We start from the raw sequence: 20,443 nt of genomic DNA on the forward strand, positions 1-20,443 counted from the left end.
CTGGAGCCCGGTCGGGTGGGGCTCGGTTGCCTGATGCACGACCATTTTTTTTGCAGCCGCCCACAGTTAAGAGCGCACAACCAGCGGCACGAGGCCCTCGTGTCGCTCGTCGAGATAGCAGACGATGCGGTCGCCGACGCGCTGAAAAGTGAGGTCGACCTTCACGTCACCGACCGCTAAGTGCCGGAGGACGATGTTGTCGATGCCTATCGGCAGCCGAGGGCGTTCGACATTGATCTCGCCCTTCCAACCATCGATCCGAATCCCCAGACAGGCTTGCAGCATCATGAAGGCGGATCCGGCGGACCATGCCTGTGGCAGACAAGCCACGGGATAGGCCACTGGCGCATCACCGATCGCACGCGTAAACCCGCAGAATAGCTCCGGGAGCCGCATGTTGAAACGGACCGCCGCCTCGAACATGCTGCTCATAAGCTTCACGACACTGGTGCGCTCCTGGTAGCGGGCGAGCCCAGCGGCACAGATTGCCGTATCGTGCGGCCAGATCGAGCCGTTGTGATAGGACATCGGATTGAATGGAAGCTCGTCGTCGGCCAAAGTCCGAACGCCCCAACCGCTGTGGAGATGGGCTGATAACAGCTGCTCGGCAACTGATTGCGCCCGTTCAGCTGACGGTAGCCCGACATAAAGCAGGTGACCGGGGTTGGAGGCGCGCACCGCGCATTGCTTGCCTTCGCCGTCGATTGCCAAGGCATAGAAATTGCGGTCTGACATCCAAAACTGCGTCTCCACTGCGTTGCGGATCCTTTCTGCCATGCCGCTCCAGTGCGCTGCCTTGGCGACATCGCCGCGCTTGGCGGCCAGCGCAGCCATGCCTTGATAGGCTGCGAAGACGTAACCTTGCACCTCGACCAGTGCGATTGGTCCCCTGGGTATCGTCCCATCGCTATGGAAGATAGCGTCTGCGCTGTCCTTCCAGCCCTGGTTGAAAAGCCCCGTATCTGCCGCCCTGCTGTAGGTCACGAAACCCTCTCCGTTGCGGGCTCCTACCTCCTCCATCCACGCGATGGCCGCACACAGCGAGTCCCACATGCGATCGACGAACTCGTCATCGCCCGTGCGATCGGCATAGGACCAGGCCAGGTAAACATAGAGCGGAGTGGTGTCGACGCCGCCGTAGTAGCGGCCGAACGGTAGCTCTCGCAGCACAGCCATCTCCCCCTTGCGCGTTTCATGCATGATCTTGCCGGGCTCGGCATCGTCAAATATCGAAGTCTCTGTCGACTGATAGCGGGCAAGGAACGCCAGGACCCCGCGGGCAAGGTCAGGGTTGAGCCACAGCATTTGCAAGGCGGAAATGACGCCGTCGCGGCCGAAGGCTGTCGAGAACCAGGGAATACCGGCGTACGGATAAGGCCCGGTCTCCAGATCAGTGGTCAGCAACGCTATGTCGGCGCGGGTGCGCGTGAGCCAGTCATTGAACACGCGGCCGGAGCTGAAGACGGTGGCGCCCTGTCGACGCTTTGAGCGCATGGCAAACCGCGCTCGCGCCGCGGCCGCGCGGAAGCGATCACTGGACGGGATTTCCTCGCTGTGACCGACCTCCAGATGGAGCGCTCTGCTGTCGCGCATCCCCACCAGAATGAGGAACTCGGCGTGATTGGGGTGCATCTGATGGGGCGTCATCGAAAACGCGATGACGGATTGGCGCTCCACATTGTCGAGGCCCTCGTAGCGAAACGTCACTCTTGACTCGCCCACCCGCGCTTCATGCGCGCGACCGCGCCGGCTGCGCGTAGTGCCGCGCACCTCAAACATGTCACGGAAATCGGCGTCGAAGTCGAACCGGACCGGCAGCAGCACATCGCGCGCGGAGTAGTTCGTGAAGATGACGCGCTCGAACATGCGGTCTTGCCAGATGAACCGGGTCCGATCGATGTGCACGACACCCGGCAGCGTTTCACTACCGTTCGGCCCGATGGTGGCCAGATTTGTCAGATTGGCGGTGAATAGGATGTTATCTTGCGACAGCGAGGCGCCAAGCAGTGTGGGCATGCGGCCGCCGACGAACAGACGGAAGCGCGACAGCACACGCGTATCGTCGCGGAAAAGCCCGTCGCCGGTGCCGCGTATGTCGCCGTAGCTGTCCGCGACGATGAAGCAGTCCTCGTGCTTGAGAGCAAATTGCCTATGCGGCTCGCGCGGCGCCGATTCGTCGAGCGCCGGGAGAGCCACAGCGGGATCAAGCTTGCGTGCTTCGACTTCAGTGGTCAATTCAGCCCTCCTGTTCGAAAGAGACTTGGGCGGTGGAGACTTGGGCTGCGCAGGCACACATGCTTCCCTATAAGGCCGGCGCCGAACCATCCTCATCAACAGTGTCTCGCGTCGATCCCGCACTCGGCGCGCGATCGCGGAGAGCCTCGTTCTAATTCTTGGCGAATGATTGGCGAATTCTGCTGTAAAGCGCGATCAAAAGCGGCTCGAAGCCGATCGGTTCTAGGCCGGTTCGATCAAACAGGCCTGACCAGCTGCATTTCAGCGCGGCCATTTCGAGAGCCAAATGCAAATCGCTTGTTGCCGGCGAGCGAGCGGTAGACCGCCATATAGTCGCTGCACATGCGCCCGACCATGAACCGCCTTTCAAAAGTTTCCCGTACCCGTGCGCGATCGAGACCGCCTATCCGCCGTACAGCCTCCACAGCTTCGTCGACGCTGTCCACTATCAATCCGGACACGCCATCATCGATGACCTCTGGAACGGCGCCGCGGTTGAAGGCTATCACCGGGGTGCCGCAGGCCATTGCCTCGATGGTTACAAGGCCGAACGGTTCGGGCCAGTCGATCGGAAACAGCAGCGCTGTCGCATTGCCCAAAAACTCCGCCTTCTGCTGCTCATCGATCTCGCCAATGAACTCGACATTCGAATATCGAAGCACCAGGGGCTCAACTCGCTCCGCCCAAAATGATTGGTCAACCGCGTCGATTTTGGCCGCGATCTTCAGCGGCATTCCAGCGCGGGCGGCGATTTCTATCGCCACTTCCGGGCCCTTTTCCGGTGAGATGCGGCCAAGAAATGCCAGATATCCCGAGGCTTTCCGCCGGAATGGAAGAATATCACGCGGCAGGCCATGGTAGACCGTTCCGAGCCAATTGACCGGCGGCATGGGCCGGCGCTGGTCATCGGAAATCGAGACCAGCGGAATGTCGTCGAACATCGCGTAAAGCCGCGCCAGGAACGGAAGGTCGAGCCTGCCATGAAGCGTGGTAACGGTTCGCTGCGCGAACTCTCGAATTATCGGAAAGTGGAGAACATCGACATGAAAATGCAGTGCATCGAATTCATCCGCCCGTTTGCGGACCTGTTCAAGCATCATGATGTGGTAGGGAATATGGTTTTGGGACTTGGGATTCAGGCGCAGTGCAACATCGCAACACGCCACCAGTTCGGCCGAAGTGCGTGAATCACCGCTGGCGAACAAGGTCACCTCGTGGCCCTGTCGAACCAGCTCTTCCGTCAGATATGAAACGATGCGCTCGGTCCCGCCATAGAGCCTGGGGGGTACAGATTCGATAAGAGGTGCAATCTGGGCGATCTTCATTTTTGCAGGACATCGTGAAAGTGAAAAGTCGGCCTTCAACGAAAGCGGGCGACGCGCACACCTCTCCTTGTATTGCACCGACGCCAACTCTCGAATTGCTAATATGTTCCCGGGAAGATCACCCATCGTGACGTTCGGGCTAGGCAAGGCTTGAGGGCCTAGGTCCTGATCTTTGCGGAATGTTCGCGGGGTGCGGGCATTCCGGCATGGCATCGAGCGCCGGCATCAAGGTGATCATATTCTGGGTCAACGTGGCGTGTCGAAGCCGCTTCAGCGGGGCCGAGTTTATTCGCAGAAGAAGCATCATTCTCCAGATCCCCCCTGTAGCGCGAGGCGCGTCCGTGGCAGAACTTTGGCATGGCACGCCTTGGCCCGCTGCTGGCATTTTTAGCGCTCTATGCCGCAATGTATGCTGCATTCGGGACAGCGTCCCCGTTCTGGCCACGGTATTTTGAGGCGCGCGGCCTGACACCTGAAGAGCTGGGCGTTCTGTTCGGGCTAGGCAACGCAGCCCGGCTGATTGCCGGACCGCTCGCCAATCGAATTGCAGATCTTCTCGGTGCCCTCCGCATCACCCTGGCGGTCTGCATCGGGATCGCGGCAGCGGCGACGCTTGGGCTGGCTGCCGTGCAAGGCGTCTTTCTTCTGTTGGTCGTCTATCTGGCCCAGTCAGCCGGGCTGGCACCGATCACAACCCTCGCTGACGCCCTTGCGGCGCGCGCATCGGTGCGCGAGCCGGGTTTTGAGTATGGTTGGGTGCGAGGTGCGGCATCAGCGGCCTTCGTTGCTGGCACCCTCGCGGCTGGCCAGGTGCTCGGAGTTTTCGAGCTGGATGCGATTATATGGATGTACGCCGCGCTGCTCGCCGGAGCGTTGGCTGCCGCCGCGCTGGTGCCGGAATCAGACACCGGCGCCGAGCGGGCTGCGGACCCGGTCGGGCAAAGCGTAATCGGCGGGCTGCGCGAGCTGCTCGGTCTCCCGACTTTCCGGCGCATCGTCATGATTGCGGCGCTGATCTATGGCAGCCATGCAATGCATGACACCTTCTCGGTCATCCGCTGGACGGCGGCCGGGGTCGGCACGGCGGCGAGCAGCATACTTTGGTCGGAAGCCGTCGGAGCGGAGGTGGTGGTGTTCGTTGTGGTCGGGCCGATCCTGCTGCGCCGGCTTGGCGTGGCCGGGGCCGCTGCTCTGGCCGCGGTGGCCGGAATCCTGCGCTGGGTCGTGGAAGCGGAAACGGCGGCGATCTGGATGCTTGCGTTCGTGCAACCGCTTCACGGCATTACCTTCGCACTGCTGCATCTTGCCTGTATGCGTGTTATCGCCAGCAGCGTGCCGGCACATCTTGCCGCCACGGCGCAGGCCCTTTACGCGATCGGCCCGGGGCTGGCCACCGCGGGCCTTGTCTGGGTATCAGGTCAGCTTTATGGAGCCTATGGCCCGCCCGGGTTCCTCATGATGGCGGGACTCTGTGTGCTGTCCCTCCCGCTAGTAATTGGACTTCGTGAAAGGCCCCCACCATCGGATTGACGCGTATGAGGGCGATGGTCGCCGATTGTGCGAGCTTCTCAGCCAAGGGGTGGTAGCGGCGGAATGGGGAAGATGCCAGAGGGGCTCGTCAGCGCCCTCGAGCTTCGGCTTGAGTATTTGCACAAACGAGTCCAGCGGGGGGGTTATACCGAAGGCGGATGGGAAACAGCGACTGGAAGACAAGATCGTTCAGGATGCAACAGTCACGGTGCTCAATGCATCTATGAAGGCGACTTCTGCGGTTTCTCCTACGGGTTCCGGCCCGGAAGAGGACCACACGGCGCATTGGATGCCCTGTACATCGCGATTGACCAACGGGAGGTGAACTGGATCGTAGACGCCGACAGCCAGAACTTCTTCGGGACGGTCAGTCAGGAAAGGCTGGTTCGCTTCATCACAGGATCGGCAACAAGCGCATCATCCGCTTGATCCGCAAATGGCATAGACATGCTCGGACATGACCTCGCTAACGGTCGTGTTGCCGGCTGAGCGCTCCTCGGCGACACCGCGCATCACGATATCGCGGTCGGTCACCATGCCGACCAGCATGTCATTCTCCCGACCGGAAGGGCGCCGAGATAGTCGGCCCGCATTTTCCGGGCGGCAACCGCTATGAGGAAAGGCCTCTGTTCACTTGCTATGCGCTTTAATGTGCATATATTGTGCGTATGAGAGGTCGGAGATTTGCCATGACCCACGCACAGCTCGCACATTCCGCGGTGGTCTCAGGCTTTGTCGATAGCTTGCAGGAACCACGCACGCCCTATATCTCGCCGAAACGCCTGTCGCAGGCCCTCGGCGTGAAGGTGGCCAACCTGGCGCAGTTAACCGGTGTTCATCGCAACACGCTGCGCAATCCCGCATCGGAACGCCTGCAGGGCCGGATGCGCGAAATGGTGAAGGTGATTTCGGCCGCGACGGAACTCACCGGTAACGTCGACAAGGCGATCTACTGGTATCGCAACGAGCCCATCGCCGACTATGGCCATCGCACGGCGGCCGAGCTCGTTGCGGACGGCCAGGTCGAGGCGGTTCTGGCCTTCATCAGGGATCTCGAGAACGGGGCGCGCGGGTGAGAATCACCCACGTCGGCCCGGACGAGATCTTTCACCGCTATCTTACACCCAAATGGGCATTCCTGCCCATCAGCGGTGCGGGCGCGGCGATCGACGGCGGCCGCTTCAATCGACCGGGCGTCGAGGCGCTTTACCTGTCACGCGCGCCGCAAACGGCCCTCGATGAATACAAGCAGGGCGCCAGCATCATCCCGCCGGCCACCCTTGCAGCCTACAAGATCACGCTCGCCGAGGTCGCCGACCTTTCGCAGGGGTTCGACCCAAACGTCTGGGACGACATCTGGCAAGGATGGGATTGTGCGTGGCGCCAGATCGCCCGCATCGACAGGAAGGTCCCGCCATCGTGGAAGCTCGCGGACCTGGTCATCACGGCTGGGCTTCGCGGTATCCTGTTTCCGTCGCTGCGCCATGCCGGCGGCACCAATCTGGCGATCTTCTCGGCCAATCTTGTCGAAGAGGATCGCGTCGCGGTCCATGATCCCGATCATCGGCTGCCGCACGATCAGTCGTCCTGGTCCTGAATTGCCGCCTCTCGCCAAGGGCGCAACGACCTCTAGGGCACTTGGTCCTCAACGCGGTCAGCCTCTAATTCTTCCTCTTCGCCTTCCTCCTCCTCGCTCGCCAGCCCGGCCGGAATTTCTCCCGCCAGCAGCTTCTCCTTGCTGAGCAGTCCGGCGTCCTCGAGCGCCTCGAAATCGGGCAAGTCGCGCAGCGTGTCGAAACCGAAGTGCGACATGAAGGCTTTGGTCGTCACGTAGGTGTAGGGGGCGCCGGGCTGTGGGCTGCGCGGTCCCGAGGTGATGAATTCCTGCTCGCGCAGTACGCCAATCAGATCGCGTGAAACCTCCTTGCCGAAGAAGGATGACAGCTCGCCACGGGTGATCGGCTGGAAGTATGCAATGCACATCAGCACCAGCGCCTCGAACTGCGACAGGGGTTTTGACCGCGTTCTATCCGCGCCCTGGCCCGTTGCTGTGCCAAATGCACCGCGAATGACGTCGGCAAACGCTTTCCTGGTTCGGTGCTGCCATCCTCCGGCGACCGACACGAGCTCATAGGGCCGGTTGCGCAGTTCCTCGCGAATGTCGTCGATGATCAGATCGACGTTGCAGCTCTTTCCGACGACCCGCGCCAGCGTCTCACGCATGACGGGCTCGCTGGCGGCGAAGATGACCGCCTCAATCCGGCCCATCCATTCACGCCAGCGCAGCTCCGACGGCAGGTGCTCGAGTTCGGTATCGACCAGCAAGCGCTGGTTATCCTTTCGCTGAGTTCCCGTCCGGTCCGCCATCGCTACAGCCCATAGAGCCGGAAGGTCGGCCGACCCGACAATTCTCGCACGGCGCCAAAGTCGACCAGCCTGTCAAACAGGCGCCGCAGACCTCGCTCGCTCATGCCAGGAATGGGCTGGGACGCGACAATCGCATCGTCGGAGAGCAGTTTTTCGACTACAGCATCCGATCCCTTTGCCCGCAGCTTCGGTGCAACGGCGATGAGCCGCTGGGCACGACGATCGAGCTCGGCCGAAAGCTCGACGGCCCGCAGCGCGGCGCGCGCCTGAGCCACAAGGAGGCTCTGCACGCTCTCCCGGCCTGGCCCCTGGTCCCTCTCCGCCAGGCTGGTTATTCTCGGTCGCACGCCACGCGTGTACCCGCCCGATCCTGACTGCGCTCCCAGCAGCGGCACCGCATATTGCCAGCCCAGCCGTTGCGCGAGCAGGACGTCGGCGAGCCAGGACCCGAAACTGCGTCCGAAGCCATGGCGCTCAGCAGCCGCGAAGGCGCCGGTCAGCACCGCGACAACGCCCTCCGCCCCGGAAAGCTGGCGGAGATCCTCGATCAGATCGCTCACCGCCTCGTCGTCGCCTCCGTGACCGAGTTCGTCCAGCGCGGCGGCGAGCACAGCTTCCGTCAGCAGATCCTCTGCCGGCAGCAAAGTCAGCCGGCGCCAGGCGAGCAGGATGCGGCCGGCCGGCCCGACGTCATCGCCGGGACGGGTCAGACACACCGCGTCACGCAGGGCGCCGTCATCCTCGACGCGGCCCGCCTTTCGCGACGTCGAAGCTGCCGCCGCGAGCGCCAAGCGCTGCCGCCAGGCCCCGGCCCACCGCTCCTGCCGGCGCACGACAGCGTCGAGCGCGCCGATCGTTGCGCCTGCCACAACCGCAGCCTCGTCAAGGCTTTGCGGGCCGTCGACCGCCCGTCGCAACCAGGACGGCACCGGCGCCACGGTGGTGACCAGTTCGATCCCGGCAGGGTGAGCATTGTGGCGGAGCGACGGCTTGGGGCGAAGAATCATTGTCAATGAGGATGAACGAGCGCGGCGCTTCTGGCAACGATAATGCGAACAAACCGCCGCGCCCGTCGTAGCTCCACAACGAACGATAATGTTGCATTATCATTCGTCCTTTACGAGGCTAGGGGTCCATGGTAGAATTGGCCAGAAAGGTAGAATTTTGGAGTCTTTCGTGTCCCTGAACATCAAAAATCCGGCCACCGTTGCTCTCGCCGATGAACTCGCACGCCGCCAGGGTATCAGTAAGACAGCAGCCATTCATCAGGCCCTGAGCGAGCGCTTGCATCGCTTGGGCTTTGGAGAGACCGCTCAGGAGCGTCTGCTGGCAGAATTGCGCGCCATCCGAGAAAGAGTGGCACGATTGCCTGAACTGGATAGTCGCAGCGACGAGGAGATCATCGGGTATGACGAGCATGGAATCCCTAACTGATGGTGATCGACACCTCAGCTGTTGTAGCGATCCTTCGGAGCGAGCCTGAGGCAGCAAGGCTGGAACGAGCGCTGGTCTTGGACCCAATCCGTCTGGTCCCGGCAACCTGCGTGCTCGAGGCACGCATGGTGCTGGTCAGCAGGCGCGGCGAACACGCATTGGCCGAGATCGATCTTTGGCTGCGCAAAATCGAGGCCGACATCATTCCTGTCGACTCCGAATTGGTTGATCTGGCGACCCAAGGTTGGCTGACCTACGGCAAGGGCCACCACCCGGCGGCGCTGAATTTTGCCGATTGCCTGTCCTATGCTTTGGCAAAGCGTGCGGATGAACCGCTGCTTTTCGTCGGCAAAGACTTCTCCCAAACGGATATCGAAGCGGCATGAGCATGGCTGGCGACGCGCAACGATCATCCGCTGCTTCCGGCGAGGACGACATGCCCGACATCATCGATATCGTCATGCAGATGGGCGATGCCGACCTAGCCTCGTCCCCTCCCCTTCCAGCCATTGCCAATCCCAGCCTGCCTGCGCATCTTGAGGCGCTCGCCGGCCGCGCGCGCGATTATATCGAGGCGGCGAGTTCGGCCAACACGCGCCGCGCCTACGCAGCCGACTGGAAGCATTTTTCGAGCTGGTGCCGGCGCCAAGGCATCGAGATGTTCCCGCCCGATCCTCAGGTCGTCGGGCTCTATATCGCCGCCTGCGCGTCAGGTACGGCCACTGGCGACAAAAAGCCCAACACCGTTTCAACCATCGAGCGCCGGCTTTCGTCGCTCTCCTGGAATTTTGCCCAGCGCGGCCAGCCGCTGGACCGCAAGGATTGGCATATCGCCACGGTGATGGCTGGCGTTCGCAACACCCACGCCTCCCCTCCCCGGCAGAAGGAAGCGATCCTGCCTGAGGATCTGATTGCCATGCTCGAGACCCTCGACCGCGGCACGCTGCGTGGTCTGCGCGACCGCGCCATGCTGCTTTTGGGTTTCGCCGGCGGCCTTCGCCGATCCGAAATCGTCGGCCTCGACCTCGGCAGGGATCAGACCGAGGACGGACGCGGCTGGGTCGAGATTTTTGCCGATAAGGGTCTGCTTGTCACATTGCGCGGCAAAACCGGCTGGCGCGAGGTCGAAATCGGCCGCGGCTCCTCCGACGCCACCTGCCCTGTGGTCGCTCTGCAGACCTGGCTAAGACTGGCGCGCATTGCGCACGGACCGCTGTTTCGGCGCGTTGCTGGTCAAGGCAGAGCCGTCGGTACCGATCGCTTGAACGACCAGGAGGTCGCACGCCTGGTCAAGCGCACGGCGCTCGCCGCCGGCGTGCGCGGCGATCTGTCGGAGGGCGAACGGGCCAAGAAATTCGCCGGCCACTCACTGCGCGCCGGCCTCGCCTCGTCGGCCGAGGTCGACGAACGCTATGTGCAAAAACAGCTCGGCCATGCCTCCGCGGAGATGACCCGCCGCTATCAGCGCCGCAGAGATCGCTTCCGCATCAACCTGACCAAGGCGTCCGGCCTCTAAGGAGGCAAAGCCCTTCCCCTGCCGTTCTTGCCTCTCGGGATCCGCGCAGGCCTTGCACCCTGACCAGGCATTTTCGCTAAATGAATTGGTCACTTCTGTCGTTCGGGACCGCCCCTGCCCATCCGGCCTGTTTCATCGCCAGGACAACTGGTCTTTCGGCAGCCGACCGCTCGGATCGAACACGTTCACCTTGTGCGGAAGATCCGGGCCCCAGTCCCATAGCACCAGATTGCGGTCCTCCGTCTCCGCGCCCGGAGCGAAACTCGGCACCAGAATTCCAGCGATGCCTTGAGGCCGCAGCCGGTCATAGATGGACCAGGATTCAGGTCGCTCGCCGTTACTGAGTGCCGTGGCCCAGGCGCTGGCCATGTCCGCAAGCGTGACAGAAGATTCTCCCCTGCCCTGCTCGCTCGTCAGATCAGTGATGTCCTCGCAGTCCACCTCATAAGAGCACAGCACGCAGGGGTCGATGCGATGCGCGAAGCCCTGGTTGGCTTCCTTGACTGCCGTCATGACGGTCAGCGCCAGATAGAGCGCGGGCACACCTTTGGGATTGAACCGAGCACCCTGATCGCCGCTCCATCACCGGAACTCGGCTTGAATGCCAAACGTGGATCATGCGCCCTGTAGCAGGTTCCGACAAACCTCAAGCAAAGCCAACCAGGCCATGTGATCGAGGTAGTCGCGAATGGCAGCGGCCTTGCCGTCCTTCACGAGGGCTTCGGCGGTGCGTCCACCGAATGCCGGCAGCGGCTGGGCTCGGTACCAGGCCATGGCCTGTTCCTTGCCTCCGGCCCATTCCGTCACGCGAGTGATGATCTCGAGCATCTCGCGCAGACGGCCCTGCGTCTTGGCCGTGCGGCTGCGCTCCAGCCGATAGAGGGTTTCACGGGCAAGCCCGACCGTCTGAGCCAACTGACCCTTGGACATTCCAAAGCTGTCGGCCACCTGGCCAACAGCAATTTTCCCGGCCCGGTCCATATAGGACAAAACCAGGGGTTCATTCTGCCCGGATTTCTTGAGGGCCTGCCCCATCGAGTTCCTTGTCATATTAGCAGCCGCCTTCACTGTGCAAAGGGCGCTTTTCCACTGGTTCAAGCCCGCAGGCGCATGGCGTGCTTCTGATTTCGTACGACCCGCTTGCCATCCGCCTCATTGACCGCGCGCGGACCACCAGCAACGGCAGCATTACGCACAAGAATTTTCAGCCCTTAGCCGGTCATTCTTGCCGTCGTGCCATTGGCCTTGAGTGCTGCCATCAGCATCGGTCCGACCGAGAACTGTCCTGCCCTCGCCTTTTCGGTCAGCACGCGTAGATAGCCCCCGGCCGAGTTGATATGCTGCGCCCTTTGCAGGATACAGGCAATCACGATCGCGGCGACCTCCTGGCCCATCACATGGCAAGCCTCCTCATACGCCGAGGGCGAGACGCCAAGGTAGCCGCGCACCTGGGCGGCGGTAATCATCAAATCGCGCCAGCTTGCGATTCCGTGGGCGGCATAGTCGGCAAGTTCGGGGCAGGCCTTCAGCACAAGTCCTATCGGGAAGCCTTTCGGCTTCTCGGCGTAGGCCGTTCTTGGTTCGACCGTCGCCCTGCTTTGTTCTAAAGCTGGTTCAAATACAAAAGTGGAGTCTGTGTTTGAATCAGATCGCTGCCGCTCGTTTTGGGACTCATTGCCGCTAGGATTCGTGGAATTCATGAAGCTTTCCAGCATCATATCCACTTCGTCGTGCAGCAAGGAGAGCTCCGCGACAATCGCTTCCAGCTCCGACAGCCCTGCCCGCCGAGGAATAGCATCCACGATTGCTCTGAACCGCCTCCAAATGGTTCCCCAGTCGCCAGGAGCGCCCTCGTCGATCGCTGCTTCGACCAGCTTGTGAATGTCGCGCCGGTGGAGGGTGATCCGCTCCCGCGTCAATTTGAGCGCCCGGCTGTCGGCGCGGACCTGCTCGGCAGCCTGCTGAAACTCCGCGGCGCGTGCAAGCAGTGGCGCCAGCGAGAACCCGAACGCCTCCTCGACTGCGCCGCCCTTTGCCTTCCGAGCGAACCGTTTGCCGTTTGGACTGTCTCGACGGATGATCAGTCCGCTATTCACCAGTTCGGCCAGGTTCCTGCGCAGCGTGGAATCGGCCATGCCGTGCGCCCGCAGTGACAACTGCGCGTTCGAAGGAAAGACCATCAGCCCGTTTTCTTTGCTGATCTGATCGTCCGGATAGAACGACAGCAGTCCGCTGAGGACGGCCAGGGCGCGATCTCCCACGCCTATGATCGTCTTGCCCTCGCAAAGCCAGCGATACACCTGCCATTTCTCGACGGCGGCCCCTTCAGGAATCTTCCGTGATGCCGCGTTCGCTTGCACCAAGGCAAGCGTCATCGGCCGCCGCCCAAAGGGCGTCGTCGCATAACCACTCTCCATTTCCTCGCCTTTCAATCAGGCAAAAAAAAACTGCTCGTCGAAACGACGCCAACGACTCTTGACAGTGATTCGGGGAAATGCGATTCTCAGCTTGCTACAGACCTGAGAAGGGCTTCCGCGACGGTGACGTTCGGGGGCCTTTTTCTTTTGCGGTTTCAGTCTCCTGTTTTCTTTGCCGTTTCCGATGCCCTGAAAGCGTCGAAAAGCTCGTCGAGCTTGTCGGCGATGAATGCGCCGAAGGGCGATGCATCCTTTGACTTCAAGGCAAGCGTAAACACCTTTCCCGTATCGGTGATCTTGGCCCGGACCGACTTGTCCTGGGGCACCCAGGCCTTTTCCTGAGGCTTCGATGCGGCTCGCGGCTGCTTCACCGGCGCATTCAAAAAGTCGAACAGACGAGCAAAACGAGCGTCACTGCCCGGTTCGGCGAAATCGGCACTTGTCACGTACTCTGCCGCCCGCTCGGCGGTCCCGGGATGCTCCATGAGCTTGGCAAGCTGCCACCAGCGGTCCCGGCCTATGCTCTTGGCGGAGCCGACGGCCACAATGACCTGCTCGGGAATATTGTTGGTCACGGAGCGCATTTTCGAGAAGGTCGTATCATCGAGCGCAAGGGCCGACTTCACGGTGTCCGGCGAATGGCCCCGCTTGAGAATGCGATCGGCAAAAAGCGTCCTTTCGATGAAGGACAGGTTGGCCCTGGCAGCATTCTCCTGGCCCTGCGCGATGACATGGTCCTCATCGCCGATCTTCTTGACGACTGCACGAACGGGCCTGCCCAGCTGGCGTGCGACCTTGACGCGCCTGTGGCCGAACACGGTCTGAAACCGGCCGGAACTATCCGGGTGGGGCCTGACCAGAATCGGAGAATCCTGCCCTCGCTCGCGAATCGCCGCCAGCAGCTCATGAAATGCTTCATCGTCATCGTCCATGCGGTCCGAGACGAATGAGGTGTCGACCAACGCCGGATCGAGATCGACGACCGAACTCTTAGAGAGCTCCTCGAATGACTGCATGATCGACCGGGATGCCCCGCGAACCGCATAGCCCGAGACATCCCCGCTGTCGGCGACTGACGTCGCGGGGCCCATCACGCTGCCGAATACATCCTTGCGCGCCATTCAATCACTCCGATTCGCAGCTAGTCGGCTGATTTCACGAGCACAATCCCCATTTTTTACTGCCGTAAAATGCGTCATGACCGTCCCCATGCGCGATGGATGAGCGCGACAATCTCGGAATTCACCGCGTCCAGCGATTCGAGTGCCCGTTCGTAGGTCGAACGGGTAAAAGACGACTTTTCCACCTCGTAGAGCGTCTGTTTCGTCAGTCCTGCATCCGAGATTGCCGTCGACTTGAGCATGGGATTCTCAAGGATCTGGCCGGCAAGCATCGATTGCATGAAGCCGACCATCTGTGCCTGGGGAATGTCGGTGGGTTCGTAGCGCGTGATCAGATAGCGGAACCAATCCAGCTCGATCGCAGCACCGGCGGCCTTGATGGTCTTCAATATGCCGCCGAGCATCAGCAGGAACTGGCTCATCGACATCAGGTCGAGCATCTGGGGGTGGACGGTGATGAGAACCGACGTCGCCGCCGACATGGCGGTCAAGGTGAGATAGCCAAGTTGCGGCGGGCAATCGACCACGACGACATCATAGCGCTCGTCGACCTCGGACAAGGCCTTTGCAATCCTGGTGAAGAACTGGCGGCCAACGCTGGACGATTTGTCCTGCATGGCAAGCGGCGTGTCGTACTCATACTCCTGCAGCTCGAGGTTGGCCGGGATGATATCCAGGCCCGGAAAATTGGTAGGCACGATCACGTCGGATATCGGCTTGCGCTCGTCGTCGTACCGGATCGCCTCATACAAAGAGAGATTGCGATCGAGTTCCGGCTGGAAGCCATGCAGGGCCGAAAGTGACGCCTGCGGGTCGAGATCGATGGCAAGCACGCGGTGCCCGGTCAGCGCAAGGTGCTGGGCGAGGTGGGCAGCCGTTGTTGTCTTGCCGCTGCCGCCCTTGAAATTGACGACAGCAACCACCTGGAGCTTGTCTCCAGGCTTGCGGTGCGGGACGTATTTTTTTACCTCGGTCCTGCCATGCCGATCCAGAAAATGGCGCAGTTCAAGCATCTGTTCGGCGGTATAGGAACGGCGTCCGGAAGGTATCTGCTCGGGCAGGGGGCCTTTGCCCTCCAGATGGAGGCGCTTGAGATTGTTCTGCGAGACCCCAAGGTAGTGGGCCACTTCCGCCAGCGAAAAAGGGCGAAGTGTCTTTGTCGCATTTGGCGGAAACTTCTCCATACGGAGCTGGTTAAGCCGCCGCGATATCTCTGCGCCTTGCTCGAGGATCTTGTCATCGAACTCGAAGCGTGGCAGCCGCATGGAGATGTTCATTTCTGTCGAAACCTGAATTGGCGCTTTTTGTGAGCAATTCACTCAACAAGCGCCATTAAGCTCCGATTCGGCCCGCTCCGGCAAGAAGTTTTGGGTTAACAAAAGGTTAACGTCACTGACCGGCTTTTCTTGCTGCCAGCTGCTCTTGCCATCACGAAGGCAGCTGCTCAGTTTTTTGAGCGCGGTACTGTCTTGCTATCCAAGCTAACGGCATGTTTTCTCTGTCATAAGGATCATATTTTACGGCAGTAAATCGGGCACACTCAGAGGCGGGATGCAAGTGCCGGCGGGCAGGGCAGGGCAGGGCACCGGATCCGATGGCACGTGGCCGGTTGGGTTCGTTGTCGGTTAGGGTAAGCTGCTCAACGCCAGACTGACTCTTTCAGCTCGAGGAGCGGACCGGCTGGGGGCGAGGCCGATATCGGAATAGGCGACTACAATGAAGACCGTGAGGGGAGACCGTTGACGGAGTGGGTGAAGCCCTCCTCAAGGCCGAGGTTAAGCCCGATCAACATCTGGAAGCATACTTTCCGGAACGAGACAGCCTCGAGTTCATGCGGAGAACGCTCCCCGCTCCATAGCGGCAAAGCTCGCTCTCTCAACACCGTGGCGCACTGGACTTCGAGCACCTGCGTCAGCAGGGCAGCAGCGGCGTCGTCGAGTTCGCCGTGCCTTCCGGCGAAAGCACCGACTCGCCGGTCCCACGGCAGTTCGGTGTCGTCCTCCTCATCGCTCAACATACCACGCTACCGGTGCTGCTCCCCTGGGCAGAAGTGCGGGAGAAGCCCAGTTGCAAACTGAGTGAATATAAACGCCGGGCCGTCAGAAGGATACCGCGACCGGATCGGCGAGGGCCGCCACGGCGTCGGGCACGCGTTCACATCCGCAGCCCACAGGCCGGAAACCTCAAGCTGCGCATCAGGACCGTTTTCGTCCTTAGTCAACGGCCCCGAAGCAGCGCATCAGCCGGCGCTTTAAGGCCGCTACGAGCAGCTGGCTCGAGGCACCAGAATCGCTGCCAGTACGAATCATAGGGCGGAGCCAGCGCGTGTACCGACACGACCATGGTCGCGGTTGTCCGGAGTTCTTGTGTCTTGCTTGGTGTCCAGTCGACTTCGAAGACCAGGTCAGCCACCGCTGGCATATTCGGTTATCGCGATGAATCGCTGGCGCACAATCTCGACCCGGCCTTGCGGCCCTCTGATATTGCCTTCCAGAAAGTCGTCGAAATCTGGGGCTGCAAGCATGTCTTTGACCTGGTCGCCGACATAGGTACGGACCTCGTCTTCCGCGCCTCCCAGCTCAGCAACCAACTCTTCTCGACCGTCGACGATCAAGAGTATGTCCTCGGCATCCCGGCTAGAAAGCAGATCCTTTCCACCTCTGCCAAGGTATGCCTCCAGCTTCGTCGCGACGAAGAGTGCCGGTGTCAGGCGACGGATGATGAGCTTATCGTCCAACGGACAATCGACCGCCGTCTCAATACCCGCTTCATACCAACGATTGCTGAATCCGAGGATTTTGGGATCGTCCGGCATGAAGTCGACTTTGATCCGGCCAAGATGCATTCGGCAAATGACACTGTCGTTGGGTGACTCCGAGAAACCCCGCTCTCGAAGCCGTTCCAGGAGTTGCGCCCATTCCGAAAAGCCGGCCAGATCGACAATTAGGTCGACGTCGTCAGTCGCCCTGACATCCTCGAGCGTGATGGCATCGGTGATGAAAAGAGCGGTCGTACATCCGCCGACGAACACAAGACGCTTGCGCAGGTCATCGCCTAGAGCTTCCGCGACAGCCCTTAGCATTGCTAGTAGCTGGCCTTGGATGCTGGTCATTTCTGCGCGAGCCTTTCCGCAAGACGCTCCGCCGCGAGGCCAGCCTCGCGCTGGTTTCCGAGTCTTATTGCGTCCGCAAGGGCAAGATACTCGTACAGCCGATCATCCCTTTGAACGGCTTCAGGAACGCTTTTAAACATCGGCGTCACCGATTGTCCCATGTCGCGGCCGCTGGCATAGGGCCACACATAGATGTAGCTGCCAGCGCTTATTAGCACGTTCTTTAGGATGGGCGCCGCAAAAGCGGTCGGGATTCCGCGCTGCATTGCTCCGGGCTTCGCTGGAAAAACGAACTTCAACCCGTGCACGATGAAATTCTGCAGGTTCCTGCGGCTCGGCTTCGCTCTGCCCGTATCTCTATCCCTGGCGGCGATACCGGAGGCAAGACTTCGATTGATGGATGCATTGACCTCCGTCTTGCTTATGCCAAGAGAAGACTCCAGATTGCGGACCGAGTATGGATCCTGGCCCTGCGCTTCTGAGCGCAGAGTTTCGACACCTTTTTCTTTCTCCTGCTCCTGAAGGCTGATGAGCTTGAGCAGGACGACGATGTCCTGGCTTTTCATTTGATTCCGATCCGCTGTCCGTTGTCCGAGGACCACGGACACCTACACGGGGAGTGCGGTTCTGTCAAAGAGTAATCAAGAATCCTTGCAGCTTACGTGGCCCAATAAGAATTCGACCGCATTCAGAATAGAGCAGTCCGCGTTTTAATTTAAGGCGATCCCGCTGCGCTGATCCGTCTTGAATTTCGGCGCTTTCATCGAAAAACATTGCAGTTCCGCCTACTGTTTTTCCCGAAAAAAATATCGAGTTCTGGCAACGTTGCGGAATGCATTATTGCGAAGTGAAGCTAATCCCCGTCGAGCGCGCGGCGCAGCAATTCGACCAGGCGTTCGATCGCTTGGCTGTGAGCAGAGCCGGTCGGCCGCCGTGCGAAAAAATCATCAACGCTGATCCAGTTGGTCGCGTCGGTGCTCGTCCCCGGTGCCACACATTCAATATAAAGATGCAATTCGTCTGGTTCAAAGACAACCATCCAGTTTCCGCTGGGGTCCCCCGCAAGTCGGTAGGTCAGTGTGCTCATGGCAGGCAACTCCTCACCGCCAGCTTGCCTATCCGCCCTGAGATTTCTATCCTCAGAAATCGGTATTGACGCCTCAGGCGAAATCTGCCGCCACGCTCCGCAAGAAGGCGAGCGTCAACGCGGTCGCCATGTTGTCTCGCGGCCGCGCCTGGCTCTCGCAGACATATCGCAATGCGCCATCAGGTGTGCGGCGCACCTTGCATTGATTCTCGGGTTCTCCATGCAAGGCCTCTCCACAGGGCAGACGACCGCGCAGGAACGCTTCACCATCTTCCTGGCATTTGGTGAACCGGACGGCTCTTCGACGCTAGGAGCAGGCAAATATCGCAATCCAGGTAAGGTTCCCAGCTATGGCCCGCTCGACCCCGCCACGATCTCAGCATACCGCTCCCTGGGATCTCCCCAATCCGTCTATGTTCAGATGTTATGGCGCTTCGGTTTGATCCGTTCAGAGCGCATGGGAGAGGTGCGGGCCTGTAGGGCAGGAGCTGGCACCGTCCGTTCCGCCGCCCTAGTCGAGATCAGGTGGGAGCGGCGGGACGGCTGCGTGAGGAACAGAGTCGGGGCTCCTCATTGAAGAGCCGCAGCTTCGGTCTGTTCGTATCATGCGCCTTTTTCGCCCTGAGCATTTGAGACGTCGCGTCGCAGCCTTTCCGGGCCGCTGGGCCGTATACGCGCTACCGCGCTCAGCTTTAGCTCCGACTCCAGTCCTGGAAAGCCAGCCAGCGTATAGGCCGCGGCCATCGAGCCAAACCGCTTTTTGAACACACGAGATATGGGCAGATCGGAGTCCGCATTAATCAGCGACAATGTGAGGTGCCCGTGAGCGGCGCGCAGCCGCCGAAATCCGTCTAGAAGCTCTTCGTCCGAGTACTTTCGCAGAGCTCCCCGCCGATCCGGTACGTAGCCGACCGCCGCATAGACCGCCTTCAAGCTGCCGAAAAGCCGGACATAGCACTGTCCCGACGCAGTATACGGACAAGCATTGATCACGGTGAGGCTGAGTCGTTTCTTCTCTTTCAATAGCCGCTTCAGGTTTTTGAGCATTTCGAGCTTTGTATAGGTGTACCCGCGCTTTCCCCTTGCGAGTTGCGCCCTCTCGAATATTTGAACCGTTACAATCGGCTCCATGACCCGGATTCGGACCCATTTATCGGGAGTGTTTGGCTTGGATTGGCTACTCATACTGTGCGACGTTCGGTTGTAGACATAGTAGCCTATCATCAACTCGCTTTTGAGGAGGGATGCGACGCGCCCGGTCGTCCACACATCGCCGTATGTGGAGGGCACTCCTTCCTTGTTCAGACGAACCGATATGCCGGCCATGCTCTGCCCTTCAGCAACAAACATGTTGAAGATGCGCCTAACAAGCTCGATTTCGTTTGGCGGGCCGGGCACAAGGAGAACGCGGTCGCCAGCGAGCCCTTTCTGTTCTCCAGAGCCGAGAAGGTAACGGGGCTCCCCATCTTTATCCAGCAACAGTCGCCTGACGCCGTAGGGCACAGGTCCGCCCTGGCTGAATCCGAGACGAGCCTGCTGCAGGTGCGCTCTGGAGACCTTTGCGGATAGCTCGCGGCTGTACTCGCTTGCCATCACCCGTTTCATATTCTTGAGGATTGCAGAGACCATGCTGCCGTCGTTCTCGAATTGTTCGCCGCAATATTCCACCGCGACGCCTGCGTCACGACAGAGAAACTCGTAATGAGCGGACTGGTCCGTATCCGGAAAGCGGCCCCAGCGGCTGACGTCAAGAACGAGGATTGCCGAGAAAGTCTTTTGGCCAGTCATGACATCGGCCAGTAACTGCTTCAGTCCGTCGCGACCTCTTATGCTCAGGCCGCTTTTCCCAGCATCTTCGTAGGTTTGGACGATAGTGTATCCGCGCCGCTCCGCGTACTCTGTAATGGCCATCGCCTGGTTCTCCAGCGAATAGCGTTGATGTTCAGTGGACATACGAATGTACTGCGCCGCACGGATAGGGGGCGCTGTCTGCAACTCGAAAGCCATGGGGTCTCCTTGGGCTTGAACACCCCAGAGACACGAAATGTCTTTCAGAACTCTGTCGCATTCTGTGAATTGCCATTCGGCGGCCACGAAATTGGGAGCGCAGATCTCCTAGCAAACGGATGATTGGACAGCGCAACGACCGGAAAAGGGATGCGGTGAGGTGCGGGCGCCCAAGGGGTTTTGGCAGCAGAATCAAGGGGCAGCTTTTCCCCGCACTCGCGCAAGTCCTTGCCTTCCTGGCAATGCACGAGTTTGTTCCCTGTTCGCACAAAGGGCTCGAAACCGGTAAGGT

At 60.5% G+C, this 20,443-nt stretch carries 20 protein-coding genes and 1 pseudogene; 6 read left to right on the plus strand and 15 right to left on the minus strand.

The features are described 5' to 3' along the window. Nucleotides 1-66 precede the first annotated feature (66 nt). Both NKH16_RS24365 and NKH16_RS24370 read right to left on the minus strand, forming a co-directional pair. The gene (locus NKH16_RS24365) at nt 67-2,235 is read right to left on the minus strand and encodes an amylo-alpha-1,6-glucosidase (protein WP_352902212.1); all 2,169 of its coding nucleotides are present in this window, start codon (nt 2,233-2,235) and stop codon (nt 67-69) included. A 236-nt stretch (nt 2,236-2,471) separates the two neighbouring features. Then, the gene (locus NKH16_RS24370) at nt 2,472-3,560 is read right to left on the minus strand and encodes a glycosyltransferase family 4 protein (RefSeq protein ID WP_352725952.1); all 1,089 of its coding nucleotides are present in this window, start codon (nt 3,558-3,560) and stop codon (nt 2,472-2,474) included. A 357-nt stretch (nt 3,561-3,917) separates the two neighbouring features. On the opposite strand from NKH16_RS24370, the gene NKH16_RS24375 reads away from it, so the two are divergent. After that, the gene (locus NKH16_RS24375; protein WP_352725954.1) at nt 3,918-5,090 is read left to right on the plus strand and encodes an MFS transporter; all 1,173 of its coding nucleotides are present in this window, start codon (nt 3,918-3,920) and stop codon (nt 5,088-5,090) included. A gap of 417 nt (nt 5,091-5,507) precedes the next feature. Here the strand turns inward: NKH16_RS24375 and NKH16_RS24380 are convergent, their stop codons facing one another. Next, nucleotides 5,508-5,639, minus strand: coding sequence for a CBS domain-containing protein (locus tag NKH16_RS24380; protein WP_352902216.1), 132 nt, complete (start codon nt 5,637-5,639; stop codon nt 5,508-5,510). A 140-nt stretch (nt 5,640-5,779) separates the two neighbouring features. On the opposite strand from NKH16_RS24380, the gene NKH16_RS24385 reads away from it, so the two are divergent. Further along, nucleotides 5,780-6,166 (plus strand): hypothetical protein, encoded by a 387-nt coding sequence (locus NKH16_RS24385; RefSeq protein ID WP_352450324.1) that lies wholly within the window; start codon nt 5,780-5,782, stop codon nt 6,164-6,166. Next, nucleotides 6,163-6,687: an RES family NAD+ phosphorylase gene (locus tag NKH16_RS24390; RefSeq protein ID WP_352725956.1), complete on the plus strand. Its 525-nt coding sequence runs from the start codon at nt 6,163-6,165 to the stop codon at nt 6,685-6,687. The genes NKH16_RS24385 and NKH16_RS24390 overlap by 4 nt, the downstream gene beginning before the upstream one ends. 32 nt (nt 6,688-6,719) lie before the next feature. Here NKH16_RS24390 and scpB read toward each other — a convergent pair whose 3' ends face one another. Beyond that, nucleotides 6,720-7,457, minus strand: coding sequence for an SMC-Scp complex subunit ScpB (scpB, locus tag NKH16_RS24395; RefSeq protein ID WP_352902219.1), 738 nt, complete (start codon nt 7,455-7,457; stop codon nt 6,720-6,722). Nucleotides 7,458-7,459: 2 nt separating this feature from the next. Beyond that, nucleotides 7,460-8,464, minus strand: coding sequence for a DUF1403 family protein (locus NKH16_RS24400; RefSeq protein ID WP_352693241.1), 1,005 nt, complete (start codon nt 8,462-8,464; stop codon nt 7,460-7,462). Between the two features lie 169 nt (nt 8,465-8,633). On the opposite strand from NKH16_RS24400, the gene NKH16_RS24405 reads away from it, so the two are divergent. The 3 genes from NKH16_RS24405 to NKH16_RS24415 are packed head-to-tail and all read left to right on the plus strand — an operon-like array spanning nt 8,634 to nt 10,407. Continuing rightward, complete coding sequence (locus tag NKH16_RS24405; protein ID WP_031195575.1) at nt 8,634-8,891, plus strand: type II toxin-antitoxin system VapB family antitoxin; 258 nt, start codon at nt 8,634-8,636, stop codon at nt 8,889-8,891. Continuing rightward, entirely contained in the window at nt 8,891-9,277 is a 387-nt protein-coding gene (locus tag NKH16_RS24410; protein WP_352467886.1) for a type II toxin-antitoxin system VapC family toxin, read from the plus strand. Before NKH16_RS24405 ends, NKH16_RS24410 begins: the two co-directional genes overlap by 1 nt. Continuing rightward, on the plus strand, nt 9,274-10,407 hold the full coding sequence (locus tag NKH16_RS24415) for a site-specific integrase (protein WP_352902222.1): 1,134 nt from the start codon (nt 9,274-9,276) through the stop codon (nt 10,405-10,407). The genes NKH16_RS24410 and NKH16_RS24415 overlap by 4 nt, the downstream gene beginning before the upstream one ends. Nucleotides 10,408-10,539: 132 nt before the next feature. Here NKH16_RS24415 and NKH16_RS24420 read toward each other — a convergent pair. From NKH16_RS24420 to NKH16_RS24465, 10 genes and pseudogenes are all read right to left on the minus strand, one after another. After that, nucleotides 10,540-11,057 (minus strand): annotated as a pseudogene (locus tag NKH16_RS24420) (RES family NAD+ phosphorylase). Beyond that, complete coding sequence (locus tag NKH16_RS24425) at nt 11,023-11,442, minus strand: antitoxin Xre/MbcA/ParS toxin-binding domain-containing protein (RefSeq protein WP_352902288.1); 420 nt, start codon at nt 11,440-11,442, stop codon at nt 11,023-11,025. Before NKH16_RS24425 ends, NKH16_RS24420 begins: the two are co-directional and overlap by 35 nt. Nucleotides 11,443-11,618: 176 nt before the next feature. After that, nucleotides 11,619-12,824: a plasmid replication protein RepC gene (gene repC / locus NKH16_RS24430; RefSeq protein ID WP_352902225.1), complete on the minus strand. Its 1,206-nt coding sequence runs from the start codon at nt 12,822-12,824 to the stop codon at nt 11,619-11,621. A gap of 155 nt (nt 12,825-12,979) precedes the next feature. Continuing rightward, entirely contained in the window at nt 12,980-13,945 is a 966-nt protein-coding gene (gene repB / locus NKH16_RS24435; protein ID WP_352450317.1) for a plasmid partitioning protein RepB, read from the minus strand. A gap of 74 nt (nt 13,946-14,019) precedes the next feature. Further along, on the minus strand, nt 14,020-15,222 hold the full coding sequence (repA, locus tag NKH16_RS24440; RefSeq protein ID WP_352450316.1) for a plasmid partitioning protein RepA: 1,203 nt from the start codon (nt 15,220-15,222) through the stop codon (nt 14,020-14,022). Between the two features lie 434 nt (nt 15,223-15,656). After that, on the minus strand, nt 15,657-15,962 hold the full coding sequence (locus NKH16_RS24445; RefSeq protein WP_352902229.1) for a hypothetical protein: 306 nt from the start codon (nt 15,960-15,962) through the stop codon (nt 15,657-15,659). A gap of 387 nt (nt 15,963-16,349) precedes the next feature. Then, nucleotides 16,350-17,057 (minus strand): hypothetical protein, encoded by a 708-nt coding sequence (locus NKH16_RS24450; protein ID WP_352749895.1) that lies wholly within the window; start codon nt 17,055-17,057, stop codon nt 16,350-16,352. Further along, nucleotides 17,054-17,623, minus strand: a complete 570-nt coding sequence (locus tag NKH16_RS24455; protein ID WP_352450313.1) for a hypothetical protein — start codon at nt 17,621-17,623, stop codon at nt 17,054-17,056. Before NKH16_RS24455 ends, NKH16_RS24450 begins: the two co-directional genes overlap by 4 nt. A 287-nt stretch (nt 17,624-17,910) precedes the next feature. Then, nucleotides 17,911-18,144 carry a hypothetical protein gene (locus tag NKH16_RS24460; protein ID WP_352902232.1) on the minus strand — a complete coding sequence of 78 codons (234 nt, stop codon included), beginning with the start codon at nt 18,142-18,144 and terminating at the stop codon, nt 17,911-17,913. Nucleotides 18,145-18,747: 603 nt separating this feature from the next. Then, nucleotides 18,748-20,151 (minus strand): recombinase family protein, encoded by a 1,404-nt coding sequence (locus NKH16_RS24465; RefSeq protein ID WP_352450311.1) that lies wholly within the window; start codon nt 20,149-20,151, stop codon nt 18,748-18,750. Nucleotides 20,152-20,443 lie beyond the last annotated feature (292 nt).

Origin of the sequence: Mesorhizobium sp. M1307 (genome assembly GCF_040318155.1) — a bacterium.
Classification (GTDB): domain Bacteria; phylum Pseudomonadota; class Alphaproteobacteria; order Rhizobiales; family Rhizobiaceae; genus Mesorhizobium.

Coding starts and splice junctions, on each gene's coding strand:
- NKH16_RS24460 (WP_352902232.1), bottom strand. CDS start 18,144: ATGAGCACACTGACCTACCGACTTGCGGGGGACCCCAGCGGAAACTGG.
- NKH16_RS24425 (WP_352902288.1), bottom strand. CDS start 11,442: ATGGGGCAGGCCCTCAAGAAATCCGGGCAGAATGAACCCCTGGTTTTG.
- NKH16_RS24400 (WP_352693241.1), bottom strand. CDS start 8,464: ATGATTCTTCGCCCCAAGCCGTCGCTCCGCCACAATGCTCACCCTGCC.
- NKH16_RS24370 (WP_352725952.1), bottom strand. CDS start 3,560: ATGAAGATCGCCCAGATTGCACCTCTTATCGAATCTGTACCCCCCAGG.
- NKH16_RS24455 (WP_352450313.1), bottom strand. CDS start 17,623: ATGAAAAGCCAGGACATCGTCGTCCTGCTCAAGCTCATCAGCCTTCAG.
- NKH16_RS24385 (WP_352450324.1), top strand. CDS start 5,780: ATGACCCACGCACAGCTCGCACATTCCGCGGTGGTCTCAGGCTTTGTC.
- NKH16_RS24445 (WP_352902229.1), bottom strand. CDS start 15,962: ATGTTGAGCGATGAGGAGGACGACACCGAACTGCCGTGGGACCGGCGA.
- NKH16_RS24465 (WP_352450311.1), bottom strand. CDS start 20,151: ATGGCTTTCGAGTTGCAGACAGCGCCCCCTATCCGTGCGGCGCAGTAC.
- repA (WP_352450316.1), bottom strand. CDS start 15,222: ATGAACATCTCCATGCGGCTGCCACGCTTCGAGTTCGATGACAAGATC.
- NKH16_RS24375 (WP_352725954.1), top strand. CDS start 3,918: ATGGCACGCCTTGGCCCGCTGCTGGCATTTTTAGCGCTCTATGCCGCA.
- NKH16_RS24410 (WP_352467886.1), top strand. CDS start 8,891: ATGGTGATCGACACCTCAGCTGTTGTAGCGATCCTTCGGAGCGAGCCT.
- NKH16_RS24450 (WP_352749895.1), bottom strand. CDS start 17,057: ATGACCAGCATCCAAGGCCAGCTACTAGCAATGCTAAGGGCTGTCGCG.
- scpB (WP_352902219.1), bottom strand. CDS start 7,457: ATGGCGGACCGGACGGGAACTCAGCGAAAGGATAACCAGCGCTTGCTG.
- NKH16_RS24415 (WP_352902222.1), top strand. CDS start 9,274: ATGAGCATGGCTGGCGACGCGCAACGATCATCCGCTGCTTCCGGCGAG.
- NKH16_RS24380 (WP_352902216.1), bottom strand. CDS start 5,639: ATGCTGGTCGGCATGGTGACCGACCGCGATATCGTGATGCGCGGTGTC.
- repC (WP_352902225.1), bottom strand. CDS start 12,824: ATGGAGAGTGGTTATGCGACGACGCCCTTTGGGCGGCGGCCGATGACG.
- repB (WP_352450317.1), bottom strand. CDS start 13,945: ATGGCGCGCAAGGATGTATTCGGCAGCGTGATGGGCCCCGCGACGTCA.